The sequence below is a fragment of the Microbulbifer hydrolyticus genome (assembly GCF_009931115.1).
Lineage (GTDB): Bacteria > Pseudomonadota > Gammaproteobacteria > Pseudomonadales > Cellvibrionaceae > Microbulbifer > Microbulbifer hydrolyticus.
On sequence record NZ_CP047491.1, the window covers coordinates 299,493 to 316,189 of the forward strand.

The 16,697-nt window shown below is 53.0% G+C and carries 12 protein-coding genes; 9 read left to right on the top strand and 3 right to left on the bottom strand.

Translation table 11 applies throughout. The features are described 5' to 3' along the window. Positions 1 to 52 precede the first annotated feature (52 nt). From GTQ55_RS01335 to GTQ55_RS01345, 3 genes are read left to right on the top strand one after another with little or no spacing between them, the layout of a single operon-like run. Entirely contained in the window at positions 53 to 1,429 is a 1,377-nt protein-coding gene (locus tag GTQ55_RS01335) for a hypothetical protein (protein WP_161857098.1), read from the top strand. After that, a complete protein-coding gene (locus GTQ55_RS01340) occupies positions 1,426 to 3,348 on the top strand; it encodes a phospholipase D-like domain-containing protein (RefSeq protein ID WP_161857099.1) in 1,923 nt (640 codons plus the stop codon). Before GTQ55_RS01335 ends, GTQ55_RS01340 begins: the two co-directional genes overlap by 4 nt. After that, entirely contained in the window at positions 3,341 to 7,036 is a 3,696-nt protein-coding gene (locus tag GTQ55_RS01345) for a DEAD/DEAH box helicase (protein ID WP_161857100.1), read from the top strand. Before GTQ55_RS01340 ends, GTQ55_RS01345 begins: the two co-directional genes overlap by 8 nt. A 747-nt stretch (positions 7,037 to 7,783) precedes the next feature. Here GTQ55_RS01345 and GTQ55_RS01350 read toward each other — a convergent pair. Then, positions 7,784 to 8,950, bottom strand: coding sequence for a hypothetical protein (locus tag GTQ55_RS01350; protein ID WP_161857101.1), 1,167 nt, complete (start codon positions 8,948 to 8,950; stop codon positions 7,784 to 7,786). 583 nt (positions 8,951 to 9,533) lie between these two features. On the opposite strand from GTQ55_RS01350, the gene GTQ55_RS01355 reads away from it, so the two are divergent. After that, positions 9,534 to 9,824: a hypothetical protein gene (locus tag GTQ55_RS01355; RefSeq protein ID WP_161857102.1), complete on the top strand. Its 291-nt coding sequence runs from the start codon at positions 9,534 to 9,536 to the stop codon at positions 9,822 to 9,824. A gap of 30 nt (positions 9,825 to 9,854) precedes the next feature. Here the strand turns inward: GTQ55_RS01355 and GTQ55_RS01360 are convergent, their stop codons facing one another. After that, positions 9,855 to 11,108 carry a hypothetical protein gene (locus GTQ55_RS01360; protein ID WP_161857103.1) on the bottom strand — a complete coding sequence of 418 codons (1,254 nt, stop codon included), beginning with the start codon at positions 11,106 to 11,108 and terminating at the stop codon, positions 9,855 to 9,857. Between the two features lie 125 nt (positions 11,109 to 11,233). Between GTQ55_RS01360 and GTQ55_RS01365 the strand changes: the two genes are divergently transcribed. The 5 genes from GTQ55_RS01365 to GTQ55_RS01385 all read left to right on the top strand — a co-directional run bounded on the left by GTQ55_RS01365 (position 11,234) and on the right by GTQ55_RS01385 (position 15,644). Beyond that, entirely contained in the window at positions 11,234 to 11,443 is a 210-nt protein-coding gene (locus GTQ55_RS01365) for a hypothetical protein (RefSeq protein ID WP_161857104.1), read from the top strand. 29 nt (positions 11,444 to 11,472) lie between these two features. Next, the gene (locus tag GTQ55_RS01370; protein ID WP_161857105.1) at positions 11,473 to 11,853 is read left to right on the top strand and encodes a nucleotide pyrophosphohydrolase; all 381 of its coding nucleotides are present in this window, start codon (positions 11,473 to 11,475) and stop codon (positions 11,851 to 11,853) included. Further along, on the top strand, positions 11,843 to 12,415 hold the full coding sequence (locus tag GTQ55_RS01375) for a hypothetical protein (protein WP_161857106.1): 573 nt from the start codon (positions 11,843 to 11,845) through the stop codon (positions 12,413 to 12,415). The genes GTQ55_RS01370 and GTQ55_RS01375 overlap by 11 nt, the downstream gene beginning before the upstream one ends. 102 nt (positions 12,416 to 12,517) lie before the next feature. Continuing rightward, the gene (locus tag GTQ55_RS01380; protein ID WP_161857107.1) at positions 12,518 to 14,485 is read left to right on the top strand and encodes a DUF2779 domain-containing protein; all 1,968 of its coding nucleotides are present in this window, start codon (positions 12,518 to 12,520) and stop codon (positions 14,483 to 14,485) included. Positions 14,486 to 14,660: 175 nt separating this feature from the next. Then, on the top strand, positions 14,661 to 15,644 hold the full coding sequence (locus tag GTQ55_RS01385; protein ID WP_161857108.1) for an 8-oxoguanine DNA glycosylase OGG fold protein: 984 nt from the start codon (positions 14,661 to 14,663) through the stop codon (positions 15,642 to 15,644). A gap of 737 nt (positions 15,645 to 16,381) precedes the next feature. Here the strand turns inward: GTQ55_RS01385 and GTQ55_RS01390 are convergent. Continuing rightward, positions 16,382 to 16,648, bottom strand: a complete 267-nt coding sequence (locus GTQ55_RS01390; protein ID WP_161857109.1) for a hypothetical protein — start codon at positions 16,646 to 16,648, stop codon at positions 16,382 to 16,384. Positions 16,649 to 16,697: the final 49 nt, after the last annotated feature.

Here is a 16,697-nt window from a genome sequence, read left to right on the forward strand (position 1 = left end):
AAAACAACCAATTAAGACGGCACAAAAATAATAACAAGGACCTCAGTTACTCATGGACCTGAACCAATTCCTTACTGAATACGATGACAGCCTCGGCGGTGACCTAAACGTGGACCCTCTGGGGCTGCAGGTGATCTGGTCCGCCTTCGGTCAAGATATCTTCCGCTATCGCGTGAGTTCCATTTCCAATGATGTACGCAATTACACCCTTAACTTGTTTCACCACTGTCTGATCAAGGATCTGGTAGAGGATGAACAGCTGACACTCAGCCCGCAGCTGAGCAATAATTTCGAGCGCCTCGACACCCTAAACTTCAAAACAGCCTGTCTGATTTATCTCGAAAACCTGTTTACCTATTCGATGATTGCGCGCCAGGATGACGCAGATGTCGATACTGGCGGTGTCTTGGGTAGCGCCAAGGCCCGTAAACGCTGGGGGAACAAGAGCGAAGGAGGGGGTAATCCGTCACTTCTGTTTGGTGATACCGACAAGAGTTACATCCTCGTCCGGCAGCCATTGCTGGGGGTGAGCGGCCGTTACAAGACGCCGTTGGTACAGATGGGGTTCTTTGACAAGAACTACCACTACTCCCCCCAATCGGCGCCCCTGTGGAAACAGGCGCATACATTGATCAAGCAGGTCCTACCACTGAGCCTGCTGTACCGCGCGTTACGGGCCCATATGGAGGAGGTGCTATCCCAGCCAAGTAAGGCACCCCAGGTGGCCTTCAATCAGGTGCCTGCGCCGATCAAGTCCGGCTATGTGGAGGCCTTCAAGTCACCGGCCAGGGTGGGGAGCTATGCCCGAGAATTTTGGCTAGGGGTGACACACCTGGATCGAGGCGCCGCTGGCGCGCTCTACCGAGTGCTGGCATCAGCGATTGGCGGAAGTTCAAAGGTAAAACCACAAACAATCTTCACCGAAGCCCAAATTGATTCGGCCTTGAGCGAGCAGGAGCGCCGCCAGATCGACCGCGTCCGCCAATTGGAGCCCTTTCTGGCTGAGCTGGACCTGCTGTTCACTCTGATGCTGGTCAACAAGCAGCAGACGCTCGACCAGGTTGCTGCTTTGTGGGCGAAATATGGGCGCGGCCCGGAAATTTTGCGGGACACCGCCACTGACCTGGAGGCTTTGTTGCCGCAGCTATCGGGTACTGGGAAACAGCGCCTGCAGCAGCTGCTGAAGCTTGCCTATCTGATAGATGCCGAGTCGCAAATGCGCCAGTTGCTGGCCTACCACAATGGCGTCATGCAGGACCGGGGCCAGTCACCCTGGCTGCGCCTCAGCGCCGATGGAATACTAAAGCTCGATGTGCGTTCGCGGCGTGAGCCCGACCCCGAGGATCGTCCGCGAGGGCACTGGGTCAATCACTACTACATTCCGCAGTTCCAAAACTTGTTGCAGGGTCTGCTGGGAGGTGCCGCATGAAGCTGATGCAGCGCCTGAAAAAGGAACTCAAGCAGCTCGGTCCCCTGAAGCGGGTATGGCTCACCAGCTTTAACATCAGCATTCCCTTCGTGGAAGGGCATATTCTCCCCGCCATCCTCGGCGAGGATCCGCCCAAAGACCGCATGGCCTATGAGGCGCTGCAGTTGGAGCTGAGCCAGCAGGGCATCGACTTTCGTGTCTTCTGCGATCGCCGTGCGCTGGAGGCCGATCAATTTAAACGTACAGCAATTCAGATTCACCCGGTAGAGGTGCGTGCATTTGCCCAGCTGCTGGAGGGCATCACCGATCGCACACTGTTTCACCCCAAGGTGATCTATTTGGAAGATAAGGACGGCAAGGCAGTTCTCGGTGCCGGTAGTGCCAATCTCACCGTAAGCGGTTGGGGCCGCAATCAGGAGGTATTCGATTTTCGGAGGGTAAGCACCAAGGTGCAGCAACAGCAAATACAGCGCCTCTTCAATGGACTGGATCGCGCTTTGGATTTGCCTGAGCAGCCGCTGGAGCCTGGTGATGATACGGACTGGCAGTTTATGCACAGCTTCGAACCGGAGACGTTTCTATCCCGTCTTGGTGACGGGATCCCCCTCGAGCAGCTCACAGTCTGGTCGCCCTATTTGGCGGAGGACCTGCCGGCCTTTGTTGCGCGTCTGCAACAAAAGCTCGACAGCCCTGCCCTAAAGCTGGCGCTGGTGCCAGACAGGATTGAAGGGCACAAGATCCGCACTCCCTGGAGTGAGGAGCTGAGCGAGCTGCTGAAAACGGGCGCTCTGACATTCCTTGATTACCCAGCGCCGCCCCCAGACAACATCGAGTTCACCCACGCCAAACTCTGGTTGGCAGAAACGGCGACCCAGGCAACGCTCGCCATCGGCTCCTGGAACTTCACACACCCAGGCACCAGCAGCTTCACCGATGCAAACGAAGAGGGCGGCGGTATCAATATCGAGGCCGGCATTCTGCACCGGAGCAAGACCGTTCCCGCCATCGCTGGTCCAGTATTAACAGTGGGCGCACAGGACTTCGCCAGTGAGATCGAACTCGAGGACAGCGAGCTGGATGTAGAGTCAGCGCCGCCTTTCGACCTAACGGTTACTTTCAACTGGCAGACCAACAATTACACCATCCGCGGCCAGTGGTATGTGGGGGAGCCTGAGACCGGCTATCAACTGAAGTTGCCAGGGTTGAGAGCCCGCCAAGAGCTGATTTGGGCTGAAGACAGGAGACTGCAACCTCTTAACCTCGCGATAGAGGATGCCTCTGCACTGTTGGCGCGGCATTTTTATCAGATACTGTCCTCGGACGGCGAAACTATTCGTGGCCTGATTATCGAAACCGGCCAGCGCTACCGGCGCGCCCAGAGCTTCGAGACCCTGAAAGATCTTTTCGATAGCCTGGTTACCAATAGCGACCCAGACACTAATGGTAAATTGGTGCTGCACCCGAGCCTTCGCTCCGACGACGAGCCGGACGAGGCACTACCCCTAGCGACAGACGGTGATAGTAGCGAGGAGTTGACCTACTTCCGCCTGTTCTACGCCATGAAGCAGTTTCGCGCACGACTGGAGACCTGCACCGAGGCAGAGCAGCTGGTCAAGTGGCTGCGGGTCTACCCAGGTTGCCTGCAAGAGCTCGTCGAAAAGGTCCGGATGCGGCTAGATGACAAACCCGCAGCGGTGATCGACTGGTTCCTGGCGCAAGAGGTAAATACGACCTGTTGCTTCGCCCGTGAAAGAATGATGTTTCTCGATGAGGGGCAAGGAGCGACGCATCTCACCACCGAGCAGTGGCGGGCTCTGGAAGTGCCAGTGCCGCCGCTGCCTTCCACAAACCGAGAGCAGCGTAAATTCATTGACTACATTGCCAGCACGAGTGGCTATCAGGAGGTGAGCCATGTCTAGCAGAGAATGGGGTGCACTGCGGCCGGAGGAAGTCTCCCAGTGGATCACCTTTGAGCGGGGCAATGCTGATTGGGGCTATGAGAGTGCTAACAAGACCTCCATGGCCGCCAAACAGGCTGAGGGCGTGGCGGGCTTGTGGAACCGCCTGGCCCAATACGATCTTGCGTTACTCGCCGATGAGGTGGGAATGGGCAAGACAATGCAGGCACTGGGGGTGATGGCGCTGCTGTGGAAGCAGAACCCGGATGCGAAGGTTCTGGTAATGGCGCCGAATCGCGACATCTGCACCCACTGGATACGAGAGTACCGCGGCTTCCTGCGCGAGCATTACAAGGAAGTTGACCATCTGGTGCGTAACCTGGCCGACGGTGGCCCCGTACACGAGCCACAGCTGTGCAAGCGCCTCCCAGACCTGCAGGAGGCGGTGAGCAGTGGCACCGGACATTTCTACCTGACCACTATCCATGCCCTAAGTGGATTGCTGCCGAGCGATTTAAAGGACAGTGACGACAAGCAGCGGCTGGCCGAGCGCACGGCGCGCGAAATTAACCGCGAAATCCTGCGTGCGCTCGATGGTGCAGGCTTCGACTTAATAATTATCGACGAGGCGCACTACTTCCGCAAAGCCGGAGGTGGCTCCCAGCGAGTCGGCGCCGCGCGAGGATTCTTTGGCTCCGGAAACAAGCGCTTGGCTAAGAGAGCGTTGCTCCTGACCGCGACACCTAGCCACTCTTCACTCGCGGATGTGCCGGCCATCTTTAGCTACTTTACAGATTTCGAACGTGACGTAGATCAGCAGGACGCGCCAGAGCTATTGCGAAAACACGCGGTACGCCGTCTGCGCATGATGGAGGGAGCCGCCGATGATTCAGGCCAGCGGCGTTTCCATAACAAGTACAGCTATCGTCACGAGCGGGCGCTTCCCGCTGATTTCGGGGATGACTTGAATGCTGAGCTGTTCTTTGCCTTGTACCAGAAGAAACTGGTTGAAGACGCAGCAGTCTCCGGGAATAACCGTCGATTCATGTACGGATATCTGGAGGGGTTCGAGTCAGTCGGGGTGACCGATCCCACAGATAATCAGGATTCCGAAAACAATGATGATCAGGTGGCAGCGGACTCCTATACCACAGCGCCGGATACTCAGGTACTGCAAGCGTTAACCCGCGAATACCATCGCCGCTTTTCGAAGTATCCGGCCCATCCCAAGTATGACAAGCTCCTGCAGCAGTGCGTGCCGCAAGAGCTTTTTTCAGCTGGGCCGGATCTGCACGAATACAAGCATCTGATTTTCGTCCGGCGAATTCCCTCGGTGCGTGAAATCACCCAGCGGGTCAACGAGGCTTACGACGAACTGCTGGCAAAGAAAATAGTGAAGGCCAGGGGGCTGCCTAAACCAGCTACAGTCTTAAAGGATTGGCGCGCATCGGGTTGGTCGCGCCGTTTCTTCAGCGATGTAGTAGCGCCCTCAGACAGATTGACTGCCGAGGAGAGAGCACAGCTGAGTGCTGATGACGAAGATATCTTCGAGCAGAAGGTTACCGATGAAGAAAAGTTGTCGTCGAGAATCGCAGACCTGTTTGTGGTCAAGAGTGGGCGACTGGCTCGTACCGATGCCGCGAATGTAAGGCTGCGCTTCCGAAAGCCCGAGAGTCTATTCAGCCTCTTCATGGAGCCTGCCAGCGACTACCTCAACGGGAGATACAATACGTTCCAGCGTAAGAAGGTGGGCAAGCGGGAACGGGATAGCTTCAGTGATGCGGCCCTGGCAACCCGGTTGCAGTCACATGGTCGGTTAACCAGCGATAGTGAAGCAGGCCATGTTGCTGGATCAGGGCAGCAAACCTATCAGTCGCCCCTCCCCACAGCCTGGGGACTAATGTTTGAACTGCTCCCCGCAGCGGACCAAGCCCTTCTTGCACGGTGGCGGGCACAAGATCCCGGTATCTTGGAGAACCTCGGCAACTACTTAAAAGCGGGCTTCCTATATGCGAGCCCGGTGATGGTGGAGCTTTATTGCTGGTTCACTCAGTTCGATCCCAAGAACAACAGCAGCAACGTCCAGGTGCGGTATCGGGCCTTTATCAAGCTGGCAAAGCGCGAGCTTCCCAATTCATTGATGTTTCAGTACTTCGTCAGTGCGATCAGAACCTTCGAGTCACTCTGTGAGAAAATCACCGATCACCGCTTTGCCGACTGGGAAAAGCCTTGGAGCGAATTGACTAGTTTGCAGAACCCTGCCTGGTTCGCTAGTGGCGAAACGAGTAATCGCCAGCGCCTGATTCTCGGCTTTAACAGCCCCTTCTACCCCAATGTCTTGGTTGCAACTTCAGTTTTTCAGGAGGGGGTTAATCTCCACCTCCAATGTCGAAAGGTTCACCACTACGGAATTGCCTGGACCCCGGGGGACAATGAACAGCGTGTCGGTCGGGTGGACCGCTTGTTCGGATGTGTGAACCACCGTTTGCAACAGCAGGAGAACACAGAGCTCGCGATTCACTACCCCTATCTAAACCGATCATTCGATCAGGAGCAGGTAGCGTCCTTTATCCGCATGAAGCACGATGTGGAAGGTAAGATGGATGCCTGCAGACATCACGATACCGACCGTCAGATAGACTTAGCGAACGCCGTCGAGGGATGGGAGGACTTTTTACGAAGGCCTGACCAGGGCAATACGTTTGCCGACCCTTACCCGGCCCACCTGGATCCAGCTCAATGCCCGGCTTTCGATTACCTGCCGGTCCAATCCGCCAGCACCGAAGAGCTGACAAATTACCTGCGTGGCCACTTACATGAAATATCCCGTCTTCACGAGCATGACTTTTATCGCTTGGAGCGTAGCGAGCAGCATCCCGCCGCTCAGTTTTTGTTAGAGGCCACACTGCCCCAAAGTCAGAGGCGGCAACCGATCGTTGCCGAGCTGCGCTACTCGTCAGAACTTTCGGCGCTTGTTTCGGGCACTGTGTACTACCTGTCACTTATCTCACCGCTAGCTACCCGTGCAGCTTTGAATGCCAATCACCAGGAGGGCCTGGCCCGTGCCGCGCGCAGATTCAAAGCGCAGCGTGAAGAATTTCCATTGGTCAAGCTGGCGCTAGACAAGGACAAAGCTAATAGCCACTTCTACCTAACGGCAAGAGCCGATCTACCACTATTTGCACTGGACGATGGCCACAAAATGTTGTCACGACAAGAGATTGAGCAGGCGTACCACCAGCTCTTTGAGTTCGCAGACCGCATGGAGATTCGCCTTTTCGCCCATGAGCAAGACCTGCACAAGGACGACCTTGAGCTTGCACTAAGTGAGGACGAGAAAGTACTTCCCGCAGTGGAAGACGAGTTTATGCCCACCGTCCGGCTGCGCCGTGGTTGGTGTCGCCAGCAGACACCTTTTGGTGCCACTGGCCTAAAGGAAGAGTATCTGACCCGTAGTGACTTCCACGCAATTCGTGCATTACGGTTCGAAGGAAGGGAATCCGTGCCAGACAATCTGGCGGTATTATCTCTTAACAACAGTGTACCCCTACTGCAGTTTTACCCCCGAGGAAACCATGTCGTAGTGCAGCTCGCCTTTCCCCATGGGGATATCCAGGAAAGTGAACAAAAGCTGCTAATACGCTGGATGGAGCATGTTTCGAACAATAGGGTCACGCAATCAACCGATGGGGTGCTGGAACCAGCATAAGGCAATGCTAATGCCAGTTTCAGGCTATTCTGCCTGATAGTTCTGACACCCAGAGCCAAAAATACAAACTTGCATTTTCTAGAGCCACCGTATGCTGGACTCGAAGCCAACTAAACGGAGGGTCCGAATATGTCTATCAATCGCACTAACGATGAATCTGAGAAATTCAGAGAAAATCCGATAGTAGTAAGTCGAGACCAGAGGCGGAATCGAAACATATTTTGCCGGCCCTATGTAGTCTAAAGATTAAACAGTTAATATTGTTGGTGACCACAGTTTAGCAATATGCCGGCAATTGCAATTCAGAAGCCTGTTGCTGATTTTAGCAACGAAGCGATGATACTCCTTGAGTGGTCCCTCCAGTGCCTTGCCGAAAACTCGCGCAAAGGTTTGAAGTTTTTGACCATCGTGATCTGTAGAGGAGATCGGCACCGGATTGCGGAGCGAGCGGTAGAACCCCTGGTTGTGCTGTAGCGCTGAGCAGCTGAAATCCTGCCGGGTTAGCTTTTCAATGGCATCAGCGATCGCCTTCTCAGGCTACTTCGGGTTGAAGCTGGTAATCACCATATACAGCTCGCGGGTGAGCAGCGCCTATTTCTGATCGAGTCGCCCCAGCGTCCGTCCGGGCCCAAGGTTTCCTGATTTCAGGCATAGATTCTGTCCCCGCCGAGCACGTCCTTCAGGTGGTCTGCGAAGGTCTTCAGTACCAACCGATCTTCACTATTAATATCGGTGAAGGCCATGCCATCACCCCCCCAGCGGGGGCTTCGGTTCACTGCGCGGACAGTCTTTTGTCCAGTTGCGCGTTGCCCTCCGGGCTTGCCTGAACTCCGACTGGGTCATCCCGGCTTTAAGCAAGGTGCCCTTCAATTCGTAACCCCGTACCTCCTTGTCATGCGGATTCGGAAATTTCACTTTCTCTCCGTTGTCGATTTTGTAATATTCATGGTCTGACCGGGGCTCTTTTTCACCCCCGAGGTATCGCTCGATGAAATGCCGAAACTCCTTGAGCTGCGGCCCCTGAAAAGGCTGAATTCGCTCTGCGTAACCCGTTGTCTTCAAAACGTATATAGGACATTTCTGATGACCGACCGCAGGATGACGCGCGTACACCGGCCGAATGCTGGGGCCAATCTCCGCACTACCGCCTCTCGCTATGAGCGGCTTTGCGGTGAGGGCATCCAGGCCATTTACGACAGCCGCTGCTAACCAACCTTCCCTTTTCGCTCGTTCTCGAGGGTTAAAAGTGAAATCGCTATAAGGCGGTGGACTTTCCTGAAATAAAGTTTTGATCAGTCGGCCCGCCCTGCTGCCATCACTTAACTTTCGAGATCGCAGTCGCGAGTAAGCATAGTGATTCGCAAGGCTTTCTTCGTAATCGTAGGGGGTTAAACAAACAATGCGGCGACGATCCAGATAATACTCGTAGCGCTTGATTTGATTACAGGTAGGCAATACTTCCTGCCCAAGCGCCCACACATCTATCCAGAAGTGATAGCGCTCGTGTGCAACAAGGGTATCGATCGCCAGTTTACGCAACTCATCCTGCGGAAGACCTGCCGCCGCTACATATTCTGCTTCAATCGCGCCAATACCCGCGTCAATCAGAAAAATTCCCCATCTGCCTCGAAAGGGCGGCCGATCTCGAAAACGAAAGGACTTATAGAACGCCAGAACATCAATACCACTCTCCCGGTATGCCTTACGTCCAGCTTCGATATCTTCTTCAGCCAATGCTCCATCGGGAAAAGGTGAGGACTCAGTATTGATTTCAAAGATTTCTCCCTCAATATCTGCGCCGCCAAGGGGAAAAGTTGTAGTCTCCAGATCGTCCGGCAGGGGCGGGCGCTTTGAATCCTCCTTCAATTCCTTGAGCCAAGGCTCCACAACTTCCGCAAAATCAGTACTCGCCATCTAGCTATCGCCTCTCTCTGGCATGAAGCTATACATCTTCTAAAGAACTTCCCGTCGTAGCTGGCCGATCAGCTTCAGTAATGCCTTGAGGGTGGTAAGGGCAGACGGCCAGATTCAGGAACACTACCCCATTTTTACCCCGCATGTTTGAATATATGCCGGAAATCATCTATGAACTACTGTCGGAAAGCAGCAGTCTAGCTAATGGCGGTGCGGTTCTGGCTGCATACGGAAAGATTCACCCTACGGACATGGATGATTATGAGCGAGGAGCTACCCCGCAACTACGAAGACTTCTAAAAAGAGGTATCGTGTGCCAAAGGTCTGATCAGTCCAAGCGCAGGAAGTAGAGCCCCGAGTTCAAGCGTGAGGCCGACGAGTAGACTTGCCATCTAGGCGTGACTAGCCGGAAAAAGGCTCTGGAACTCAGTATGAATCCCGATTCTCTCCCGCTGGCGCCGAGAGGCCAATGATAGCGCTGCTTAAGCGCGCGGAAACTGGCTGCCGAATGCTAGGGGGTTGGTTACTTACGCAAAAATCGGGTAATGCCATATTGACATCCAGTTATTAAGGAGGGCGGGCAATGCAGCACCAGCGCTATTTCATTGCGTGCGAACAAGTTAAGTGGAAGTTCCAATGCCCACAGCATTGGCAAGATTTATCCAAAACCGATAAAGAGAGTATTCGCTATTGCAGCGACTGTCGGAGAAATGTGCACCTCGCTCATAGCGCCTCAGAGTTAAATGACCTGGCGCGTCAGGGAGCTTGCGTGGCTTGGCCTGGAAATCCTGATGATGAGGCAGAAAAGCAAGGTTATATGGTTATCGGGGAGGTAGATGGCGGCTCTCCTTTTTCACTAGAGAATGCCAAATGAATGTGGGTCGGCTGCCGGAAAAAGAAGGCACTATGCCCACGTATTATCTCCATCCGCAGATGCCGGTAATGTGCCACTACAACTTAAATGCTTAGCCTGCACGAGGCTCGCGTATTGGTTGCGAATATCTTGCGTCAAGTCTGCCAGAGGGTCAACCTGCTCATGGCCGAATGCCGGCACTGCCCGCACCGCCTTGAGTGCCGCCCCAAGGCCCAGTAGCCAGGTCTTGAATTCATAGTTGTACCAGAGCTTATGGATACGGAGTAGCACCCGCGGCACGGCTCCATGCTGTAGAAATTTATGTTCCGTTAGGTGTTTTTTCTCTTCTTCGGGATGAAACCGCATTTCTGATAGATGAATCGCAACGGGGCCTTCTACTTCCAGTTCAAGGCGCTCCAGTTCGCCCCAGTTGCCGGGGATACGTGGCTTGACCGCCGGATTGGTATAGTCTATGAATTTTTTACTTTTATAAAGGGTGAAATCATCAACGCTGCCTGCGATATCAATATCGATACTGAAGCGATGCAGGGCCATCTCTTCATAGATGCCAGCGTGCTCTTCGGTGGTACATGCGAGGTAACTGACCTGCTCACGGCGTACTAGCCGCACCGGAAAATAGATGGTCTTGAGACCATCCTGATAACGTGCCGGGAAACCCATTCCTTCCTCAATTGCCCGCAATGCCACTTGCTCGTGTAGGCGTAATCGATGAGTATCGGTATTCGGGAATATCCCCGGATAACGGGCAGAGTATCGTAACCTCTTAACGAGATTATCTATTTTCTGGTTGGTAGTGGTGGATTTGATTAGGCTAACCAAAGCCTTGCGTTCATTCTTTGGGAGAAAGAACTCGTTGAACTTTCCTACCAGTAGCAAGTGAAGGCGCAGGCTGCGGGGGTGCAATATCTCGGGTTCCTCAGTTAACTTGTAGCGGCGTACTTTTCCCGGTCGATGTAGACCTTTTTCATTTTTATTCTTTTTACTGCCGACTTCGTTTTTTTTCTGTTCTGCCTTTTGTTCCTTGGAGATCGGCTCAATTTCTTCGTCGTATTCACCCCAGTCATTTACACACACGACGCAGCCATGCTCGCTATTGTACTGCCGCAGAAAGGCCTCGGCTTGATCCTTAAGAAGGCGGCGGCTGCTAACACTGGAGAGGCTTGCAGGAGACATGATCTCTTCAAGGGCTTTACTGAGTCTAAGTCCTTTTGTGCTATCAGCCCTGAAAAGCATCCACAGTAACTTGTACTTGGCCTCCTCATCGAATTCCGCTCTCTTGTCCATTCTCCCGTCCCCTCAAATCCGCCGTGCCTTATTAGGATTCCTGTCCCGCAACCCAGAAAGTGAACCTACGATTACATCCGTAGGTTCTCCTTGTACTCTGGATATGTCAAATCGGGAGACACCAAATGAATCGCAAAATCCTCCGTGACCCCAAGGGCCAGCTGTTGGGCTGGATCCAGTCAGACCCGTCCACTGGCCACATACTTGCCTACCGCGCTGGCGGCAATGTGCTTGGCTGGTACATACCCAATTTCGGTCCAGGAGGCCGTACCTTCGACAATAAGGGGCAGCCGCTTGGTCAGGGCAACCACCTGTCCAGCCTGTTCTACCGCTAAGCCAGCCGCAAGGAAAAGGAGCGCGCATCATGAAGAAAGCCATCCCGCAGAAAGATCTCCCCTTGAGCGGCTATCTAGAGTCGGTGGACCAATGGATTGCCGGTGTGGGCAGCCAATACTTTGAGCCGCTGACCAACGGCTGCATGCTGTCGGAAGAGGTGGGCGAGGTAAACCGCCTGCTGTGCCGCCAGTACGGCGAGCAGCGCTACAAGGCCGGTGAGGAGCCTGCCAATTTCCAGCGGGCGCTGGCCGATGAACTGGCGGATGTGATGTTTGTTCTCGCTTGTATTGCGAACCAGCAGGGAATAGACCTCACAGATGCGCTGGTGCGCAACCTGCAGAAAAAGAACACCCGCGACCACAGCCGCTACAGCCAGGCTGAATGCAAGGAGCAAGCCTATGCAGGTTAAACAGCGCGAATGCCTGCCCGAAGCACTGTTGTTCCGCAATATCGTCATTCGGGATGCGGTGGCAGCGGAGTACTACCGCAACGGCGACGACATGACGATCTTCGTCTATGCCAAGGCAGAAAACTGCCTGCTCAATGGCTGCTACCCGCTGAACATACCGTACAAGGGCGAGCTCGCGCTCGAACTCGTCTTTACGGGGGTGGATGCCTCTTTCCGGGGAGTGCCCACTGGCCAGCACAGCAATATGCCGATTTTTGAAGATTTCTTTGAAGGCGACGAGGTGCTGCTATTGCCCTCAGTGATAAGTGAGGGCACTCGGCCACTTGGCCTGCCCTGGCGGCCTGAAGATAAACCACGCCCCTACCGGATCTACACCCAGTATGGCTTTTTCGATGACGACGACGGGTACCGCAACCCGCCGACGGCCAGTATCTACTGCAAAGAGCAGTTCCATTATGTGCGCAAGGGAATGTCGTTCCACGGTGACTTTCTCTGGGATATCCGCGCCGCTTCAGCCCACGCCTATATCGATTTCGGCCACCCGGAAGTAGCTGCCTGTTAATCGTTGATTTGTGCGCCAGTTCACACTTATATTGGGTGAACTGGCGGTACCACAATAAAAGCACTCGATAAGAACTTCAAAAACCAGAGATAAGGAAGTTGCATGCCCCAGAGTTCCACAGCTCCCCAGCGTCCGGCATTGCTGACCAAATCGCGCTTCAAGCGCGCCCTGGAATGCCCCGCCAAACTGTTTTACGCAGAACAATCCAGTTATGCCAATCAGAGCCTGGAAGATGATTTCTTGGCTGAGCTGGCCAAGGGGGGCCACCAGGTGGGCGCGCTGGCTAAGTGCTATTTCCCCGGTGGGGAAGACCTCGCCGGAATATCTCCAGACGAAGCTCTGGTGCGCACCCAGGAGCTGTTGCAGCGGGATCAAGTCACCATTTTCGAGGCCGCTATCCAGCACGGCCATTTGCTGGTGCGGGTGGATATCCTGGTCAAGGACGCTGGCCGTTACCAGCTGATCGAGGTCAAGGCCAAGTCCTGCGACCCTCTCGACCTTCACTTCATGAAAAAGCGTGGCGAAGGCATCGTCAAGGACTGGGAACCTTACCTGTGCGACGTTGCCTTCCAGAAAGTGGTGCTCGAAAAAGCACTGAACACGCGCAATATCGACAGCTACCTGATGCTGGCGAACAAACGAGCACGCGCTGCCACCGATGGTCTGAACAGCAAGTTCCGGGTGGCCGGCGACCACAGCGTAATCGTCTCCCCTGAGCTGAGCAAAGAAGACCTGGCCGTCGAGCTGCTGGCCAAAATCGATGCTAGCGAGCCGTTGGACTATATACGCACAAAGGGCGAGTACCACGGCCATACATTCGAGGGCTATATCGCCACTGCCGCCGATGCGCTTCAGCGGAACGAGTGCCTGCGCGGGTGCATTGGCGCTCATTGTAAGAAGTGCGAATTCCGCTGCACCCTGGAAGATGAGTCCAATGGTCTGCAAAGCGGCTTCCGCGAATGTTGGAAGGAGGCCATGGGATGGCAAGATCAGGACTTCGAGGACCCGTTGGTACTCGAAATCGCCAACTTCCGCAAAGCCGACAAGCTGCTAGCCCAGGGCAAGGCCAAAATGATCGATCTGGAAGAGACTGATATCAGTCCCGCGCCAGGAGACAAGCCGGGCATGTCCAACAGTGAACGCCAATGGCTGCAGGTGAGCAAGATACAGAAAGGTGATGCCACCCCGGAGATCGATATCGACGGCCTGCGTGCGGAGATGCAGGGTTGGACCTACCCCCTGCACTTTATCGACTTCGAAACCATCACTGCTGCTCTGCCCTTCACTAGCGGCCGCCGTCCCTACGAAGGCGTGGCCTTCCAGTTCTCCCACCATGTTGTCCACAAGGACGGCTCGGTGGTACACGCCCACCAGTTCCTAGACACCGAGCCCGGGCACTTCCCCAGCTTCGATTTTATCCGCGCCCTGAAGCAGGCGCTGGAAGGTGACAGCGGCACCATCTTCCGCTATGCGGCGCATGAAAACAGCTTCCTCAACCTCATCCACAGCCAGCTGCGCGACAGCGACCTGCCGCAGGAAGAGGTAAAAGAGCTGTGTGCATTTATTGAGTCCATCTCTCATTCCAAGGACGACAGCGAACTCACTTGGTGCGGCCCGCGGGATATGGTCGACCTGCTAGAGCTGGTCAAGCGCTATGCCTACTACCCGCAAACCAGGGGCTCCAATTCGATCAAGCACGTACTACCGGCCGTGTTGAATCACTCTGCCTTCTTACAGGAAAAATACGGCCAGCCCAACTATGGTGCGACAGGCGGAATCCCCAGCTTCAATTTCCAAAACTGGCAGTGGATCCAGGTGGAACATGGTCAGGTACGCGACCCGTACAAGCTTCTTCCCAAGATGTTCGAGGATGTGCCTGAGAATATCGATGAGTTGCTGTCGGAGGGCGATAGCCTCGCCAATGGTGGAGCGGCGCTAACGGCTTATGCTCGGATTCAGTTCACTGAAATGAGTGATTATGAGAGAGAGCAGTTGCGAAGTGCGCTACTAAAGTATTGTGAGCTGGATACGCTTGCGATGGTGATGATCTATGAATCGTGGGTAAATTAAGTAATTTTAGAATGTAATCCCCGGCCGACTTACCGTGCTGGGTATCTTTTTTTGAAATTTACGCTGTTGTCTTCGAGCTGGCACTAAGGGATGCATTGAGGCTGAAATGCTCAGAGCTTCGGCAGCAATGCTGGTTAAAGAAGCTTGGCAAGAAATCATTAAATAGTAGGTGGTTGTGGCAAAGTTAACAGAAAAGTACAAATATCAATTGAGTTCAGGCTTGAAAAAATCTGTAATAGCAAAAAATATGGCGTCTGATAACCCAGCCTTTTCTAGGCAGGATTTTCTTGAGCTATTGATTGGAAGCCTTGGAATGACAGAGGCTGGAGCTAGCACATATTACGGCAAATACATAAGAGCTAACTTAAACCGGGAAGAGTCTGCTAATGAGTCAAACGAGAAGACTTGTGTATGCCATGCTACTTCAAGAACTACTGAACAGCACTTGGAAGTCTTGTTTGAAAATATACTGAGTGCTGAAGAGGAGTCATGGACAGGTTGCAATATAAGAAAATATGCGAGTGACTTGAGTAGTTTGGGGTTGCAAATTGATGTTGATGCTTTTCCTAATGCAGCACTGAGCCGTAAGCAAGTTTTTGACTATGTAAAAAACTCCTCGAGTACTCTTTTGAATAGCTGTATTTTGATTTGTGCTTGGGGCGGGATGAATAGAAAACACTGTTGTAGCGCATTTAGCAATTGGCTTGGCTGGAAAGCCGTAGCTGAGAATATTCTTGATGGATGTATATCAAGAAAGGAAGCATACGAAGCGTTTTCGCGTCTAAGAAAAAATCGAAATTTACCGGGAATGGGGCCAGCTTACTTTACTAAAATAATATACTTTTTGTCTAAGCCGAAAAACCGCGGTTACATAATGGATCAATGGACTGCTCGTTCCTTTAATTTACTTCATGGGCAGCACGATATTCGAATGAATAAGCAAGTGAAAGGGTCAGGTGAAATTCAAGCACATGTATCTGATAAAAATACCTCAATTGTTTATGAAAAATTTTGCCGGTTTATTGAAAATACAGCAGTTAGTTTAGGTGAGGCAGTCTCTGCCGACGACGTTGAACTAAGCATGTTTTCAGAAGGGAAGGGTAGAGGTGTTTGGCGTTCTTACTTGATAAGTCAAGATAAGCACATTTATTTGAAATAATATAGCTTGGGAGTGAAGTTGATATTTTCACCAATAGCTGTGAATTAATTTGGATTAGTTTAGGCCAAGTCTGACACCTCCATTTGAAAAGAAGAGGTTTGCTAGCTTTGATGAAGGTTGCTGAAGCTAAAATAAAAACCTAGGTGTAAACCCCATGATCCATACAAACGATCGCATCATTAAACGCAAGGCCGGGCTGGTCTATTGAATGACTAAGTAAGGCTGTTCTATGCCGCTCAGGAGCTGCATGTACGACGCATGCTGGCTGATCTTGGCCCAAGGTGCTGCGGCAAGCTCGAGCAGCACGACTGTCAGTTGTAATTGAGCGTGAGTGAAATCGAGCACATGAAGACGAGCGCTCGCCACCCGCGAAACCAGCATCTCTGAGCGCTCCCATAAAACGATTTTACAGAAGTTCTACCAGCTACCACTACGGCGCAAGGTATATGCTTCGATCGAAGAATTATAGCCGGATCTGGAGGAATAACTCGCGTACTTCAATTATCGCCGGACTCATCAGGGCAAGAAATTCTGCGGCCGAACTCCGATGCATACGCTCGAGGATGGCCAAAAGATCTGGATGGGAAGTTTAGAAACAGAACATGACCTGACAGAATACCTTATGAAAAACCGGTAACTGTCAGATCAAGTCTGAACTACTACAATTCAGAGTGGCCGCTAGAAATACCTGCCATACTAGTGCAGTTGTATGTACCGCCTAGACCTATCAATGCCTTTTAAGGCGAGTGAATTATGCTATATATACCGGCGCCGAGCATGATAAGAATGAAAATCCAAAGTTGCTTCTGGCCCTGCTTTCTATCCCATTGCTTTTCAGCGCGTAACTTCTTTGCGTAGATAAGGCCATCTTGCGCCTCTTCTAGGCTCCATTTAGCTTTCGTTGGATTACTTTTCGCTTCTTCGATAGCTACTTCCCATTCTTGGATGCAATTTTCAAAGTAAGCGTCAAGCTCCTTGGCCGACATATTGTCTCGGTACTTCATGTTGTGTCGTCTTGTTACTACTTATCATCTGATTTTGGAATCGCTGTAG